General features: G+C 66.9%; 13 protein-coding genes. 5 read left to right on the top strand and 8 right to left on the bottom strand.

Annotated features, from left to right (window positions below; all coding sequences use genetic code 11):
• Window positions 1–14: 14 nt before the first annotated feature.
• Together AC3XQU_RS19585 and AC3XQU_RS19580 are read right to left on the bottom strand one after the other, a co-directional pair.
• The gene (locus AC3XQU_RS19585) at window positions 15–2,327 is read right to left on the bottom strand and encodes a xanthine dehydrogenase family protein molybdopterin-binding subunit (protein WP_489875838.1); all 2,313 of its coding nucleotides are present in this window, start codon (window positions 2,325–2,327) and stop codon (window positions 15–17) included.
• Window positions 2,284–5,478 (bottom strand): bifunctional diguanylate cyclase/phosphodiesterase, encoded by a 3,195-nt coding sequence (locus tag AC3XQU_RS19580; protein ID WP_489875837.1) that lies wholly within the window; start codon window positions 5,476–5,478, stop codon window positions 2,284–2,286. The genes AC3XQU_RS19585 and AC3XQU_RS19580 overlap by 44 nt, the downstream gene beginning before the upstream one ends.
• Before the next feature lie 189 nt (window positions 5,479–5,667).
• Between AC3XQU_RS19580 and AC3XQU_RS19575 the strand changes: the two genes are divergently transcribed.
• Window positions 5,668–6,177 (top strand): DUF1993 domain-containing protein, encoded by a 510-nt coding sequence (locus tag AC3XQU_RS19575; RefSeq protein WP_489875836.1) that lies wholly within the window; start codon window positions 5,668–5,670, stop codon window positions 6,175–6,177.
• An 89-nt stretch (window positions 6,178–6,266) separates the two neighbouring features.
• Here AC3XQU_RS19575 and AC3XQU_RS19570 read toward each other — a convergent pair whose 3' ends face one another.
• Together AC3XQU_RS19570 and AC3XQU_RS19565 are read right to left on the bottom strand one after the other, a co-directional pair.
• Window positions 6,267–6,485 carry a DUF1289 domain-containing protein gene (locus AC3XQU_RS19570; protein ID WP_489875835.1) on the bottom strand — a complete coding sequence of 73 codons (219 nt, stop codon included), beginning with the start codon at window positions 6,483–6,485 and terminating at the stop codon, window positions 6,267–6,269.
• Window positions 6,466–7,041 (bottom strand): DUF1415 domain-containing protein, encoded by a 576-nt coding sequence (locus AC3XQU_RS19565; protein ID WP_489875834.1) that lies wholly within the window; start codon window positions 7,039–7,041, stop codon window positions 6,466–6,468. Before AC3XQU_RS19565 ends, AC3XQU_RS19570 begins: the two co-directional genes overlap by 20 nt.
• Window positions 7,042–7,399: 358 nt before the next feature.
• Between AC3XQU_RS19565 and AC3XQU_RS19560 the strand changes: the two genes are divergently transcribed.
• From AC3XQU_RS19560 to selD, 4 genes are all read left to right on the top strand, one after another.
• A complete protein-coding gene (locus AC3XQU_RS19560) occupies window positions 7,400–8,752 on the top strand; it encodes a transglycosylase SLT domain-containing protein (protein WP_489875833.1) in 1,353 nt (450 codons plus the stop codon).
• 391 nt (window positions 8,753–9,143) lie between these two features.
• Window positions 9,144–10,697, top strand: coding sequence for a DEAD/DEAH box helicase (locus AC3XQU_RS19555; RefSeq protein WP_489875832.1), 1,554 nt, complete (start codon window positions 9,144–9,146; stop codon window positions 10,695–10,697).
• 117 nt (window positions 10,698–10,814) lie between these two features.
• Window positions 10,815–11,831 (top strand): selenoneine biosynthesis selenosugar synthase SenB, encoded by a 1,017-nt coding sequence (gene senB, locus AC3XQU_RS19550; RefSeq protein WP_489875831.1) that lies wholly within the window; start codon window positions 10,815–10,817, stop codon window positions 11,829–11,831.
• Entirely contained in the window at window positions 11,815–12,870 is a 1,056-nt protein-coding gene (gene selD, locus AC3XQU_RS19545; RefSeq protein ID WP_489875830.1) for a selenide, water dikinase SelD, read from the top strand. The genes senB and selD overlap by 17 nt, the downstream gene beginning before the upstream one ends.
• Here selD and AC3XQU_RS19540 read toward each other — a convergent pair.
• From AC3XQU_RS19540 to AC3XQU_RS19525, 4 genes are read right to left on the bottom strand one after another with little or no spacing between them, the layout of a single operon-like run.
• Complete coding sequence (locus AC3XQU_RS19540; protein WP_489875829.1) at window positions 12,863–13,501, bottom strand: DUF1906 domain-containing protein; 639 nt, start codon at window positions 13,499–13,501, stop codon at window positions 12,863–12,865. The two genes, selD and AC3XQU_RS19540, sit on opposite strands and share 8 nt — an antisense overlap.
• 44 nt (window positions 13,502–13,545) lie before the next feature.
• The gene (locus AC3XQU_RS19535; RefSeq protein WP_489875828.1) at window positions 13,546–14,226 is read right to left on the bottom strand and encodes a DUF2589 domain-containing protein; all 681 of its coding nucleotides are present in this window, start codon (window positions 14,224–14,226) and stop codon (window positions 13,546–13,548) included.
• Between the two features lie 54 nt (window positions 14,227–14,280).
• A complete protein-coding gene (locus tag AC3XQU_RS19530) occupies window positions 14,281–14,790 on the bottom strand; it encodes a DUF2589 domain-containing protein (protein ID WP_489875827.1) in 510 nt (169 codons plus the stop codon).
• An 18-nt stretch (window positions 14,791–14,808) separates the two neighbouring features.
• Window positions 14,809–15,039, bottom strand: coding sequence for a hypothetical protein (locus tag AC3XQU_RS19525; protein WP_489875826.1), 231 nt, complete (start codon window positions 15,037–15,039; stop codon window positions 14,809–14,811).
• Window positions 15,040–15,121: the final 82 nt, after the last annotated feature.

Raw genomic sequence — 15,121 nt, 5'->3', positions numbered from 1 at the left:
TCGATCAGTTTTTCTTAACTTAGCCGCAGCGGCAAACTGCGCAGCCGCTGCCCGGTCAGCGTGAACACGGCCGCGGCCACCGCCGGCGCGATCGGCGGCGTGGCCGGCTCGCCCACCCCTTCCGGATGCGCGGCGCTCGGCATGATGACGGTCTCGACCTGCGGCGCCTCGCTCATGCGCAGGACCGGGTAGTCGCCGAAGTTCGACTGCTCGATGCGCCCGTTCTTCAGCGTGATCTCGCCATATAGCGCCGCCGACAGGCCGAACAGCACGCCGGACTCCACCTGCTGGGCCACGATGTTCGGGTTGACCACGATGCCGCAATCGATCGCGCACCAGACCCGGTGCACGCGGATCTGCTTGCCCTCCACCGACACCTCGGCCACCTGGGCCACCGTGCTGCCAAAGGAGCGGTGCAGGGCCACGCCGTGGGCGCGGCCCTCCGGCGCGGTGCCGGCGCGCGCCACCGCCGCATCGAGCACGGCCAGCGCGCGCGGCTGCGTCTTCAATAGCGCGCGCCGGAACGCGATTCCGGGGCGCCCGGCCGCATGCGCCACCTCCTCGATGAAGCCTTCCTTGAAGAAGGCATTGTGCGAATGCCCCACCGAGCGCCAGTAGCCGATCGGCACCGGGCTGTCCACGGTGACGTGGGCGATGCGCTGGTTGGCGATCGCATACTGCATGTCGTATTCGCCTTCGGCCGTGGTCTTGTCCGGCCCCACCCCCGGCAGGCCGAGGTTGCGGGCGAAATACTGGTGGCCGATGGCGCCGCCGGCCGACTTGTTATCCCAGGCCAGGATGGCGCCGTCGGCGTCGAGATGGGCGCGGAAGCGCGCCAGCGCCGCCGGGCGGTAGACGTCGTGGGTGGTATCGTCCTCGCGGGTCCAGACCAGCTGCACCGGCTTGCCCCTGGCCGCCATGGCCACCGCCACCGCCTGCGCCACCATGTCCGCTTCCAGCCGGCGCCCGAAACCGCCGCCCAGCAGCATCACCTCGATGGCCACGTCCTCGCGCGCCACGCCCGCCACGCGCGCGGCCACGTCCACCGCCATGCTGGGCACCTGGGTCGAGGCCCACAGGCGCACCTTGCCGCCTTCGACCTGGGCGGTGCAGTTCACCGGTTCGAGCGCCGCATGCGCGAGATAAGGCGCGCGGTATTCCGCCGTGAGCGTGAGCGCCACGCCGCGCACGTCCTGGGTGCCGGCCTCGTGGTAGACATAGCCGCTGTCCTCGTCCAGCGCGCGCGCGAACTCGTCGAACACCGCTTCGGTGGAGAGATGCGCCGCCGCCCCTTCGTTCCAGGTCACCGGCAGGGCCGCCACCGCCTGGCGCGCCTGCCACCAGGTCGCGGCCACCACCGCCACGCCGGCCCCGGCGCCGGTGCGCTCGCCAGGTGCGCCGGGAAGCGCGACCACCTGCAGCACGCCCGGCATCGACGCCACCGCCGCCGCGTCGAAGCTTGCGAGCGCGCCGCCGACCACCGGCGACATCTTCACCGCCGCATAGACCATGCCGGGCACGCGCGCGTCGATGCCGAAGCGCGCGGCGCCGGTCACCTTGGCGCGGCTGTCCAGGCGCGGCACCGGCTTGCCGATCAGGCGAAAATCCTTGGGTTCTTTCAGGCGCACGTCGCCGGCGTCGATGCCCGCGCCGACCCTTGCCGCATCCTGCGCCAGCTCGCCGTAGGCAAGGCGTGCGCCGCGCGCGTGGATGACGAAACCGTCGCGGGTAGCGCACTCGGCCAGCGGCACCCGCCAGCGCTCGGCCGCCGCCTTGACCAGCATGGCGCGCGCGACGGCGCCGGCTTCGCGCATCGGCAGCCAGGCATCCTTGACGCTGGTCGAGCCGCCCGTGAACATGATGCCCAGCTCGCGTCCGAGCTTGGCGGCCAGCCACTGCGCGCCCTGGCGGGTGCGGCCGTCGTCATCTGGATGGAAAGGCAGGGTTTCGCGCAGGACGGTGAGGTTGGCGTAGATCTTGTCGATCGGGGCCTGGACGATGCGCACACTGGCCAGCGGCACGTCGAGCTCTTCGGCCACGAGCATCGGCAGCGCGGTGTGCACGCCCTGCCCCATTTCGCTCCTGGGCACCACCACCGAGACGATCCCGCCAGGGTCGATCGCGACCCAGCCGTTCAGGCCGACCGCACCGCCTTCGACCGGCAGGGGTTCGGCCGCATGCAGGCGCTGGCGCGGCGGCTGGAAGCCCCAGCCGACCAGCAAGGCGCCGCTTGCCAGAAGGCCTCCGGCAAGGAAACGCCGCCGGCTGCGCCTGGGCTTGTGATCAGGTGTCGTGTGCGTTGCTTGCTGCGGCCTCGTTTGCGTCATCGCGTTCTTTGTCGTGTTCCTGGCCCCAGCGTGCCAGTATCTCCGCCGGCAGCACCGGCCGGCTGTATAGATAACCCTGCGCATGGCTGCAGCCATGGCGCAGCAGGAAGGCGGCCTGCTCCTGCGACTCCACGCCCTCGGCGATCACCGACAGGTTCAGGCTCTTGCCGAGCTGGATGATCGCCACCGCGATCGCCTCGTCGCTGGCGCCGGTCGAGATGTCCTTGATGAAGCTGCGGTCGATCTTCAGGGTCTGCACCGGCAGCTGCTTCAGGTAGGCCAGCGAGGAGTAACCCGTGCCGAAATCGTCGATCGCCAGCCCGACGCCGATTGCGCGCAGGTCGTTGATGTACTCGAGCGCGTCGCCGGTATTCATGATGACCGACTCGGTCACTTCCAGCTGCAGCCGCGCCGCATCCAGGCCGGCGTCCTGCAGCACCGCCGCCACTGTCGGCGCCATGCTGCCGCGGTCGAACTGGCGCACCGACAGGTTCACCGCCATCTTCGGCACCCGCAGCCCATCCATTTCCCAGCATACCATCTGGCGGCAGGCCTCGGCCAGTACCCACTGTCCCAGCTGGCCGATGAAGCCGGTGTCCTCGGCCACCGGGATGAAGCGGGTCGGCGGCACCAGCCCCAGCTCCGGACTTTGCCAGCGCACCAGGGCCTCCACGCCGACCAGGCGGCCCGTGAGGATATCGACCTGGGGCTGGTAGTGCAGGAAGATCTCGTGCTTGTCGATCGCGCGGCGCAGCATGGTCTCCAGGCGCAGGCGCTCGACGCCCTCGCCGCTCATCGACGCGGCATAGAACTGGTAGCCGTTGCGCCCGCGCGCCTTGGCCTGGTACATCGCCACGTCGGCGTTCCGCACCAGCATGTTCACGTCCAGGCCATCCTGCGGGAACAGGCTGATGCCGATGCTGGCGGTGACGAACAGTTCGTAGCCCGACACGGTAAACGGCTGCTCGAACAGGGTCATCAGCTTGCCGGCCACATGGCCGGCGCCGAATTCGCCCCTGGCGTCTTCCAGCAGCACGATGAATTCGTCGCCGCCCAGGCGCGCCAGCGTGTCGCCCTCGCGCAGGCAACTGGTCAAGGCCGCCGCCACCTGCTTGAGCAGCTCGTCGCCGACATGGTGGCCGAGCGTGTCGTTGACGTTCTTGAAGCGGTCCAGGTCGATGAACAGCACGGCCAGCTGCTCGTCGGCGCGGGCGGCGCGGATCATCGCGTGCTGCAGGCGGTCATGGAACAGCAGGCGGTTCGGCAGCGCCGTGAGCGGATCGTGGTGGGCCAGGTGATCGAGCTTGTCCTGCGATTCCTTGACCTTGGTGATATCGCTGAACACGCAGACATAGTGGGTGACGGCGTCCTGCTCGCCGCCGTCGTCGCTGCGCACGGCCGACACGGTGAGCGACTCCAGGTAGACCTCGCCGTTCTTGCGGGTGTCCCAGATCTCGCCGCGCCAGAAGCCGGTATCGGCCAGGTCACCCCACAGCTGCTGGTAGAAGCCGTCGTCGTGGCGGGTCGAGCGGGTCAGGCTCGAATGCTGGCCCAGCGCTTCGCGCTCGGTATAGCCGGTGATCTGGGTAAAGGCCGGGTTGGTGGCGATGATGCGGCCGAACACGTCCAGCACCATCACCCCGTCGGCGATGTGTTCGAGCACGGTGGCGGCCAGGCGCAGCTTTTCCTCGGCCTGCTTGCGTTCGGTGATGTCGGCGAACACCCAGATGCTGCCGTCGTTCGGCCGCAGCGGGTCGAGCGCGCTGCCGCTCACCAGCAGCCAGAACGGCGTGCCGTCGCGGCGCCGGAACTGGATCTCTTCGCCGGTGTGCGGGCTGCCGGCGCGCGCCGGGTAGCTCTCGAGCCAGCCCTGCTCGTAGTCGGCGCGCCCCGGGAACAGGATCTCGGTCGAGCTGCCGACCATGCCGCCATCGGGATAGCCGAACAGCGCTTCGCCGCGGCGGTTGGCAGAGACGATGCGGCGCTGGCGCACGAACAGCACGCCGAACATGACGTTGTCCAGGATCGCGCCCTGCTCGGTCAGCAGCGCCTCGATGCGCATCTCGTCGTGCTTGCGCGCGCTGATGTCGTAGACGATGCCGTCCACCCGGAAGGCTTCGCTGCCCCATTCGCCCTGCGGCTGGCCGCTTTCCAGCACCCAGCGCTCGATGCCGCCGGCGTCGATGATGCGGTATTCGATTTCATACGGGATCCCGGCCAGCAGCGCGTCCTTGGCCGCGTGGCGCTGCAGGCGGCGGTCTTCAGGATGGATGATGTTGGCCCAGTCGTCGGTGGTGGCCAGCATGAAGCGCTCGGCCGGATAGCCCGAGATTTCCTCGATGGCGTCGCTGACGAAATCGATCGCTCCGCCCGGACGGGCGCGGAACACGGCGCCCGGCACCTGGGTGACGATGGTCCGGAACTGCTCTTCGCGCCGGCCGATGTCGGCGAACAGTTCGCCGATCGCCATGCGCATGCGCTCCATCTGGCTGCCCAGGCGTCCCAGCTCGTCGTCGGCGCTGAGCACCAGGGGCGTATCGAAGTCGCCGCGCGCCAGCCGGTCCGAGAACCCGGTGAGCGTGCGCAGCGGCGAGAGCAGACGGCGGCGCAGCAGCAGCGCGATCAGCAGCAGCGAGATGCCGAGCTGGATCGCCAGCACCAGCGCGTAGTTGCGCTGCTTGGCACGCAACTCCTGCTGGCTGAGGTAGTCGCCCATCTCGATCGCGACGCGGCCGATCTTCTGGCCCTGCACCACGATGTCGCGCTCGGCGCGGTAGGCGCGCGCGCCCGGCAGCAAGACGGCGCGGCGGTTGATGATCCCGGCTTCGAGTCCCCCGCGTACCTCGACGTGCACCACGGCCGGGTCGCGCATGAACGAATCGACCAGCGAGCGCGCCGCCTCCAGGTTCATGTCCCAGAGCGACTCCTGGATCCCGAGCGCCAGGATGTCGGCATTGCGCTGCAGCGCATCGTTCAGGCGCTCGACCGCCGCTTCGCGTTCCTGCACCCCGATCAGGAACACGCCTCCAACCACGGCCGGCACCGCCAGGCTGGCGAAGACCACCAGCAGCAGCGCGCCGTAGATCGAACGCCCATAGAGTCGGCGCAGCCGGGCTGGCAATCCGCGGAAGGTAAAGCGTGGCAGGGGCATGGGGTGGTCGGTGCGGCCCTGCGCTTGCGCAAGGCAACACCCATTTATCTATGGCAAGGGAATGCCTTGATTATGCATGTTAGATAGCAAGGCGTCACGCATTTGCGGAGTGCGCCTGATGGGCGGACTACCCGCTGTCGGCAGGACGCGACAAGACTTGTTATGATTGAATCTTTCAGAGGAGACACGATGAGCCTGTCCATGTATTCCGCCTCGGTCCCGGTCTTGCGCCGCATGCTCGGCAGCCTGGCCGCACTGCTGGAAACCGCCGAGACCCACGCCCAGCAGCACAAGATCGAGCCCGCCGCCCTGTTGCAGGCGCGCCTGTTCCCGGACATGTTCCCGCTGCTTCGCCAGGTGCAGGTCGCCACTGACTTCGCCAAGGGCGCCAGCGCCCGCCTGGCCGGCCAGGAAGTGCCGCGCTATGAAGACACCGAGCAGACCTTCGCCGAGCTCCAGCAGCGCATCACCAAGACCCTGGGCTACATCGACTCGCTGCCGCAGGAAGCCTTCGACGGCGCCGACACCCGCCCCGTGACCCACGGCGCCGGCGAGCGCGCCCGCCATTTCGACAGCGGCGACGCCTACCTGACCGGCTTCGTGCTGCCCAACTTCTACTTTCATGTCACGACTGCCTATGCGATCCTGCGCCACAACGGCGTCCCGATCGGCAAGCGCGATTTTTTAGGCGTGAGCTGATCGCAAAAGTCGAGTAGCCTCACTTCGTAGGGTGGGCAAGTTCCTTGCCCACGCGTCCAACCCAGGCGTGCGCGCCTGCACGCCTGCTATCACGTATTGCGTCTTGGGTAGCCCTCGGACAAAATCCGCACCCACACTTTTTCCTTGTCCTCGTCGCTCATCGACACCCAGTGCGCCACCTCGGCCACGGTCCGTCCGCATCCGCGGCAAACGTCGTCGAAAGTGGTGGAACACACCGCCACGCAGGGCGTATCTGCCCGCTCCGGCGCCTTGCCCGGCGCCCCGGGATCAGCGGGCTGGGCCGACATCGAGCTTGTCCCAGCCATCGTGGCCCAGCTTTTCCATGGTGGCGATATTCTTTTCGAAGATCTCGGCCGCCTCCGGGAAGGCCTCGACCGCGCGGTCGATGCTGTCCTCGCGCAGCAGGTGCAGGATCGGGTAAGGCGCGCGGTTGGTGTAGTTCGCGATGTCGTTAGGGTCGCTGTCGGCGAACTGGTAGTCCGGGTGGAAGCTGGCTACCTGCAGCTCGCCGTCCAGCTGCATGTCCTCGACGGCGGCGTCGGCCACGTCCAGGAACTCGTTGTAGTCTTCGAAATCGTTCAGCACGAAGGGGTGGATCAGGAGCGTCGTGTCGACTTCCTCGGCAGGGGTATCCGACAGGCGCTGCAGTTCGTCCATCAACTGCTCGAGCAGCGCTTCCGGCGTGGTCGCGTTCGACACCACGTAGCGCACCTGCTCCTTTATATAGACAGCCTTGGCAAAGGGACAGAGGTTCAGGCCGATGACGGCCCGTTCCAGCCAGCCGCGGGTGGCGGCAACGACCGCGTCGTCGTCGGCATTGAGGTTCGGTTGTGCAGTACTCATGGTGGTATTCCGGGGTGCGGGAAGCGAAAAACCGGATTGTACGCACTCTTTGCGTGCCCTCATAGGTCGGGTATCCGGCAGGAATAGGCTGGTCATGCGCGCCGGGTAGTGCATGCCGGGGGCATGCCCCTCGGGGCCCAGCCATATGCAGCGAAAACGGCAAGGGTTCCAACGCCTATTGCCGTCATCCACCGCCATTCTGCAGCCATCTTTCGTGTTCAAGGCGGCAATTTATCAAAATGACAATCGGAAAATAATTTGTAACGAGCTGGACTTACTTCTTGACGTGTCAGAGCATGCCTACGTACACTGCCCCCTTACCTAGTCCGTTCGTTCCTGGACGCAACACTGGAAAGCGATGCACGATATGATCCTCAAGACCTTAACGACTGCCGCGCTGGCCCTGTTGGCCGCCCCGATGACCTACGCGATGGAAACCGCGCCAAGCGCCCCCGTGGCTGCTGCAGTGCCTGCGGTTTCCGCAGCCAACCTGCGCCCCGCCCTGGCGAGCGCACCCATCCTGCTCAAGGCTGACGACTTCAAGGAAACCGACGTCTGGGGCCGCATCCGCAGCGGCTACGCGATTCCCGACATCGACAACAGCCTGGTCAACCGGCATACCCAGGCGTACAGCGTCCGCCCGGACAGCCTCAAGCGTATCTCGGGCCGCGCCTCGCCTTATCTCTACCATATCGTGCAGGAACTCGAGAAGCGCGGCATGCCGACCGAACTGGCGCTGCTGCCGGTGATCGAGTCCGCGTTCAATCCGCAAGCCCTGTCCACCGCCAGCGCGGCCGGCCTGTGGCAGTTCGTGCCGGGCACCGGCAAGGACTACGACCTCAAGCAGAACATGTTCAAGGACGAGCGCCGCGGCGTGCTGGCCTCGACCGATGCCGCCCTGACCTACCTGCAGCGCCTGTACACGATGTTCGGCGACTGGCAGCTGGCCCTGGCTGCCTATAACTGGGGCGAAGGCAATGTGCAGCGCGCCATCAAGAAGAACCAGGCGCTGGGCAAGGGCACCGACTTCGAAAGCCTGGCCGAGCTGATGCCGCTTGAAACCCGCAACTACGTACCGAAGCTGCAGGCAGTCAAGAACATCGTCGCCAACCCGTCCCAATACAACGTTGCCCTGCCGGTCATCGACAACCAGCCCTATTTCACCGCCGTGGACAAGACCAGCGACATCGACGTCGCCGTCGCCGCCCAGCTGGCCGAAATGTCGCTCGACGAATTCCGCGCCCTGAACCCGCAGTTCAAGAAACCGGTCATTACCGGCGGCGAAAAGACCAAGATCCTGCTGCCGAAGGAAAACGCCGAGAAGTTCCATGTGAACCTCGCGCAGTGGGGCCGCAACCTGTCCACCTGGACCACCCACAAGATCACCGGCGCCCGCGTGACGATCGCCTCGCTGGCCTCGAAGTTCGGCACCACCCCGGAAGTCATCCGCCAGGCCAATAACATCCCGGCCAAGTCCACGGTCTCGGCCGGCTCGACCATCCTGGTGCCGAAGGTCTCGGCCTCGAACGCCGGCGACATCGCCGAGAACATCATCGACAATGCCGTGGTGGCCTTCGAAGCCGAACGCATCAGCAGCAAGCGCGTCAAGGCAAGCGCCAACTCGCGCTACAAGGCCAAGGCCGCGGCGCGCACGTCCTCCAAGGGCGGCCGTATCGCCCGCAACACCACCTCGAAGCGCAAGCACCGCTGATTCCTTCCCTGGGGCCGGCTTCGCGCCGGCCTCGTCCCATCCGCACTTCCGAACAGGTGCGTGCAGAGTTTTCCAAACTGTTGTATAGTGTCGTTTGTGCGCTGCAATAGAACGTCCGAACAGACTGGACGCAGCAGTTGATCAGTCAGCTCAGCAAGCAGCATCACAAGTAACACAACAAGCAGCATCGCAACCCTTGGCGACAAATTGGTCGCCCCCCATAAAGCCCTCCCGCCCTGTGTGTCAGCACCAAGACACCGTCCCGGCGCAAAGCTTTTGTGCCGAAATTTCTTTCTATTCTGAGTCATTTCGTAGTGTTGGTTCGCGTTGCTATTTCGCGCACGTCTCTTTGACACGCGTGATCACGATTTAATTCGAAAGTAAAATCCACATGAGTTTTGAAGCACTAGGTTTACACGCGTCCCTCGTCAAAGCAGTTGCCGCCGCCGGCTACACCCAGCCGACCCCGGTGCAGGCGCAGGCAATTCCTGCCGCCATCGCCGGTCGCGACCTGTTGGTGTCGTCGCAGACCGGCTCGGGCAAGACCGCAGCCTTCATGCTGCCGGCCCTGAACAAGCTGGCCAATGCCGAGCAGCCTGAAGCTGGCCGCACCACCGCGCAGAGCGCGCAGTCGGCGCGCGCCCGCGGCGAAAAAGTCCGTTTCACCGCAGCCCAGCCGAAAATGCTGGTCCTGACCCCGACCCGCGAACTGGCACTGCAAGTGACCAGCGCGACCGAGCAATACACCTCCGACATGCGCCGCATTCGCGCAGTGTCGATCCTGGGCGGCATGCCTTATCCGAAGCAGATGCAACTGCTGGCCAAGAATCCCGAGATCCTGGTGGCGACTCCTGGCCGCCTGATCGACCATATGGAATCGGGCAAGATCGACTTCTCGCAACTGGAAATCCTGGTGCTGGACGAAGCCGACCGCATGCTGGACATGGGTTTCATCGACGACATCGAGAAGATCGTCGCCGCCACCCCGTCGTCGCGCCAGACCATGCTGTTCTCGGCAACGCTCGACGGCGTCGTGGGCAACATGGCGCGCCGCATCACCAAGGATCCGCAGACGATCCAGATCATGAGCGCGGCCAACCGCCACGAGAACATCACCCAGCGCGTGCACTTCGTCGACGACCTGTCGCACAAGAACCGCCTGCTGGACCACCTGCTGCGCGACGAATCGGTCGACCAGGCTGTGGTCTTCACCGCCACCAAGCGTGACGCCGACACCATCGCCGACCGCCTGAACATCGCCGGCTTCGCAGCCGCTGCGCTGCACGGCGACATGCACCAGGGCGCGCGCAACCGCACCCTGGACAGCATGCGCCGCGGCCAGGTGCGCGTGCTGGTGGCGACCGACGTCGCCGCCCGCGGTATCGACGTTCCGACCATCACCCACGTGGTGAACTACGACCTGCCGAAGTTCCCTGAGGACTACGTGCACCGTATCGGCCGTACCGGCCGTGCCGGCCGCAATGGCCTGGCGATCTCGCTGGTGAACCATGCCGAAGGCATGAACGTGAAGCGCATCGAGCGTTTCACCAAGCAGCTGATCCCGGTCGATGTCGTGGAAGGCTTCGAGCCGAAGCGTTCGGCCCCTGCCCGCAGCGGTCCGCGTCCAGGCTGGAAACCAGGCGACGGCCGCAGCGCCGCCAAGCCGGGCCAGCGCAGCTTCGCGAAACCAGGCGCGCCGCGCGAAGGCGGTTACGCCGACCGCGCCGCCCGTCCTGCCGACAGCCGTTATGCAGACCGCGGCCCGCGTGAAGGTTTCGGCGCAGCGCGCGAAGCCGGCCGTGCACCGGCAGCCGGCGCCCCGCGCGAAGGCGGCTACCGCGGCAATCGCACCGAAGGCGCACCACGCCGCGACAGCGGTTTCGCCAAGCCATCGGCGCATCCGCGTTCGGGCGACGGCGTACGCCGCACCTTCGGCGAGTATTAATCGCTGCACACAGGGGAGCATCCGCTCTCCCATGAGAAACGGCTGCCTCGGCAGCCGTTTTTCGTTTCCAGCCACCGGGCCGTATAATCGCGTTCCCGCTTCCTGGAGTATCCGGCAGTGCGCAAGCGCATCCTCATCGTCAGTCCCGCGGGCAGACGCGAAAACAATGGCAACTGGCAGACGGCCAGCCGCTGGGCGCGCTTCCTGCGCGGGGCGTACGAGGTTCGGATCGCGGGCGACTGGTCTACCAGCGACGCAGCGCCCGACCTGATGGTCGCCCTGCACGCGCGCCGCTCGGCCGCGCCGCTGGCCGCTTTCACCGATACGCATCCGGACCGGCCCTCGGTGCTGGTCCTGACCGGCACCGACCTGTACCGCGACATCGACACGGATCCGGCTGCCCGCGCGTCCCTGGTGCGCGCGCATGCCCTCGTACTGCTGCAGCCGGCTGGACTGGACCTGCTGCCGCCTGGCCTGCGAAGCAAAGCCCGCGTCATCTACCAGTCCGCCCCGCCCTTGCAGCCCTCGCGCCGCACCGGCAAGCGGCGCTTTGCCGACATCTGCATGGTCGGGCACCTGCGCGAAGAAAAAGACCCGCTGACCTACATCCACGCGGCCGGCCTGGTCACCGCGCCAGGTACGCGCCTGCTGCACATCGGCGGCGCGCTCGACCCGGCACTTGGCGCGGCCGCCGAAGCGGCGCAAGCGGACAACTCCCGCTACCGCTGGCTCGGCGCCCTGCCGCACGCGGCCGCGCGCCAGCGCCTGAAGCGCTGCCATGCCATGGCGATCGCCTCCCGCATGGAAGGCGGCGCCAACGTCATCATCGAAGCCGTCACCAGCGGCGTGCCGGTGCTGGCCTCGAACATCAGCGGCAACCGCGGCATGCTGGGCGAGGACTACGCCGGCTATTTCGCCCCTGGCGACGCGGCCGCGCTGGCAAGGCTGATCGACCGCTCGATCGAGGACGCCGCCTTCGACGCCCTGCTGCGGCGCCAGTGCGCGGCGCGCGCCGCCCTGTTCGCGCCAGCCGCCGAACAAGCGGCGCTGCGCGAACTGGTGGATAATCTCCTCCTTGCCGCGCCCGGCGCGCACCTGACAACGACTGGACACCCCCATGAGCACGACGCCTGACCAACCCATCAAACTCACTTCCTTCTCGCACGGCGGCGGCTGCGGCTGCAAGATCGCGCCCGGCGTGCTGGCCGAGATCCTCGGCAAGTCCAAGGGTTTCCCGATCCCGAAGGAGCTGATGGTCGGCATCGAGACCGCGGACGACGCGGCCGTGTACAAGCTCAACGACGAGCAGGCCCTGATCGCCACGACCGACTTCTTCATGCCGATCGTGGACGATCCCTTCGATTTCGGCCGTATCGCGGCCACCAATGCGATCTCGGACGTGTACGCGATGGGCGGCACGCCCATCATGGCGCTGGCCCTGGTCGGCATGCCGGTCAACAAGCTGCCACTGGAAACCATTGGCGAGATCATCCGCGGCGGCGAATCGATCTGCGCGGAGGCTGGCATCCCGATCGCGGGCGGCCACACCATCGATTCGGTCGAACCGATCTACGGGCTGGTGGTACTGGGACTGGTGCACCCGTCCAAGGTCAAGCGCAATGCCGGGGCGCGCCCTGGCGACGTGCTGATCCTCGGCAAGCCGCTGGGCGTGGGCGTGCTCTCGGCCGCACTGAAGAAGGATGCGCTGGGCGCCGCGGGCTATGCCGCGATGATCGAGAACACCACCAAGCTCAACAAGCCGGGCAAGGCGCTGGCCGAGATGGAAGGCGTGCATGCGCTGACCGACGTGACCGGCTTCGGCCTGCTCGGCCACCTGCTGGAACTGGCGCGTGGCGCCAAGCTGTCGGCATGGGTGGAAATGGGCCGGGTGCCGCTGCTGCCGAACGTGCTGCGCCTGGCCCAGGATGGCTTCTTCACCGGCGCCTCCGGGCGTAACTGGGACGCCTATGGCAAGGACGTCACCTTCCGCGCCAACATCACGCCGGCGCAGCAGGCCCTGCTGACCGACCCGCAGACCTCGGGCGGCCTCCTGGTGGCCTGCGACCCGGCCAGCAGCGACGAAGTGATGGCGCTGTTCGCGCGCGAAGGCTTCGGCGACGCCGCCATCATCGGCAGCATGGGCGACGGCGAAGCACGCGTCACCGTCATTTAAGGACGGCCTGTCCGGGCTGGAACAGGCCCGGATCGCCGTCGGGATTGGTGGTGTCCGGGTCGACCGCGATTGTCCCGCCGTCCACCGCGATGGTCGACGGCATGGCCTGGATCAGGTCATAGCGGCGGGCGCCGGCAAAGGCCTTCGACCCGGCAAAACCCGTGGACTGCGACAGCCAGCTGCACGACGCCGCTTTCCTATCCAGCAGGCTGGCGCAGCACAGGCCCGAACCATACACGCCGATGCGGTAGGCGCCGCCCAGCGCGGCGGCCACGCCGGCAAAATAATCCGTTACCGCGCCGTCGATGTCGGACTGCGAGGGATCGTAATCCACCGCAAAATAGATCGCCGACCCGGCCGGCTGCCCCACCGCGCGCGCCTCCGACAAGGCGGCCGCGCCATCGAGCTGCCCCTGGTTGCGGCTGAAAAAGCCGGCGTGGGTGCCCGCGCTTTCCCACACCGTCCCGATCTGCAGCCCCGCCGCGCCCAAGGCGCGGGCTTCCTCCGCGCCCAGGTTCTTGGCGGCGTTATGGCTGTAGTAGCGCATCACGAAGTCGATCCCCTGGCGACGCAGCGCCTGCGCATGGCGGGTCATCTGCAACGCGGTGTCGAAGCCTGTCAAAGCGGCCATGTGTTCTCCCCTCTCCGTGATGAGCTAAATGTGGCGCTGGCCGCTTATGCGTGCGGCGCCGGGATCGACTGCTGCGAAGCGACCGTGATCGGCTTCATCGTCATGTTGTCGCCGAACATCTTGAGCAGCATCTTGATGCCCTCGGGGATGGGCTGCTGCTCCGCCTTCACCTCGACGTGGTATTTCGCGTCGTTGCTCTTCTGGTAGGTCTGCTTGTCCGAGTTCGACTGCGAGGAGTCGTGCGAGACCGAGCCCTTGACCTCGACCGAGAAGCAGCCCCAGCCCGCCTTGGCGTCGAACGAACCCTGCTCCTGGGTCTTGGACGAGGTCTCGGCATCGGTCTCGTGGCTGTAGCTCGATTTCACTTCCATGTCGAAGCTGATGTCGACCGAGGTCACCGACAGCGAGGGGATCGGCACCATGGTGATGATCGGGAAGTCCACGCTCAGGTGCGAGTCGGCCGTCGTCACCTTGCCGTCGGTGCCGATCACCGGCTGGCTCTGGCCCATGGCGATGCTGGCGGTGATCGGGGTGTAGGTGATCTGGCCGCTGGCGTCCTTGACCTGGTTGAAGCCGGTGTTGAGGATGTACTGGGTCTGGGTCATTGCCAGGCCCTGCTGGGCGCTGGCGGCCGCCTGCAGCGGCCCGCCGATCAGCGTGTCCATCGGCAAGCCGGAAAACTGCTGGGCCATGCTTACCAGGCCGCCATCGATGCTGTCTGCCATTGTCACTCTCCTAGTGTGGTTGCGAGATCCGTCGATCCCTCGGTGATGCGCGCCTCAAGTAGGTAGTTGCGCGTTAAGGACTTTTTCGTAGGCGCCGACCAGGCGCGCATAGCCGGGCGGCAGCTCGGCCGCATGCACCACGATCTTGACCTCGGCGCTGTGCGGGCCCTTGTGGCCCAGGTTGACGGTGATTTCCGGCGGCAGGTCGGCCTCGCCGCGCGCGACGTCGTCGGCCAGGGGCGGCGCCAGCCCGAAGTCGAGCGTGGTGAGCAGCTCGACCCGCTCGATGACGTGGCTGCGCAGCGGCAGCAGCGTGATCAGGGGCACCTGGATGGTGTGCGGCTCGATGCCGACCTTGCCGTTGCGGCTGACCTCGTGCGGCACCTGCATGGCGACGCTGCGCGCTTCCCACTGCCCATCCGGGAATTGCAGGCCGGCCGCCTGGCCGGGCGCGGGCACGAAATACTGCGCCAGTTCTTCCAGGTGCTGCTCGGCGACGCTGCGGTGCGCGTCCACGACAGCCCGCTTGATGCCGGCGATGAGCCCGCCCAGCTTGATCGACATGATGGCGCGGTTCCCTGATCAGCGCGTGCGGCGCTGCGGGGACGACAACTCGCCGATGCCATCGATCTGCAGGCGGCCCAGGCGGAACAGCTCGGCATCCCTGCCCTCGTCCGCGGCATCCGGATGGCGCACCGCCACCGGCTGGCGCAGCGACAGCGCCACGGCGCTCAGGACCACCAGCACCAGCAGCAGCAAGACCAGCGCGAGCGCGACCGGCAGGGGCAGTACGAGGGCGACAGTTTGGCTCATGACATCTCCCGATGAGGTTGATCTCGCGCCCGATTAACTTAGCGCAAGTGCCTACTGTGCCATCGCCCTAAACGAGGGAAAT

The organism is Telluria sp. AZSoR62, assembly GCF_058111565.1.
This window is presented reverse-complemented; position numbering and strand designations above follow the sequence as displayed.

Coding starts and splice junctions, on each gene's coding strand:
- AC3XQU_RS19585 (WP_489875838.1), bottom strand. CDS start 2,327: ATGACGCAAACGAGGCCGCAGCAAGCAACGCACACGACACCTGATCAC.
- AC3XQU_RS19580 (WP_489875837.1), bottom strand. CDS start 5,478: ATGCCCCTGCCACGCTTTACCTTCCGCGGATTGCCAGCCCGGCTGCGC.
- AC3XQU_RS19575 (WP_489875836.1), top strand. CDS start 5,668: ATGAGCCTGTCCATGTATTCCGCCTCGGTCCCGGTCTTGCGCCGCATG.
- AC3XQU_RS19570 (WP_489875835.1), bottom strand. CDS start 6,485: ATGTCGGCCCAGCCCGCTGATCCCGGGGCGCCGGGCAAGGCGCCGGAG.
- AC3XQU_RS19565 (WP_489875834.1), bottom strand. CDS start 7,041: ATGAGTACTGCACAACCGAACCTCAATGCCGACGACGACGCGGTCGTT.
- AC3XQU_RS19560 (WP_489875833.1), top strand. CDS start 7,400: ATGCACGATATGATCCTCAAGACCTTAACGACTGCCGCGCTGGCCCTG.
- AC3XQU_RS19555 (WP_489875832.1), top strand. CDS start 9,144: ATGAGTTTTGAAGCACTAGGTTTACACGCGTCCCTCGTCAAAGCAGTT.
- selD (WP_489875830.1), top strand. CDS start 11,815: ATGAGCACGACGCCTGACCAACCCATCAAACTCACTTCCTTCTCGCAC.
- AC3XQU_RS19540 (WP_489875829.1), bottom strand. CDS start 13,501: ATGGCCGCTTTGACAGGCTTCGACACCGCGTTGCAGATGACCCGCCAT.
- AC3XQU_RS19535 (WP_489875828.1), bottom strand. CDS start 14,226: ATGGCAGACAGCATCGATGGCGGCCTGGTAAGCATGGCCCAGCAGTTT.
- AC3XQU_RS19530 (WP_489875827.1), bottom strand. CDS start 14,790: ATGTCGATCAAGCTGGGCGGGCTCATCGCCGGCATCAAGCGGGCTGTC.
- AC3XQU_RS19525 (WP_489875826.1), bottom strand. CDS start 15,039: ATGAGCCAAACTGTCGCCCTCGTACTGCCCCTGCCGGTCGCGCTCGCG.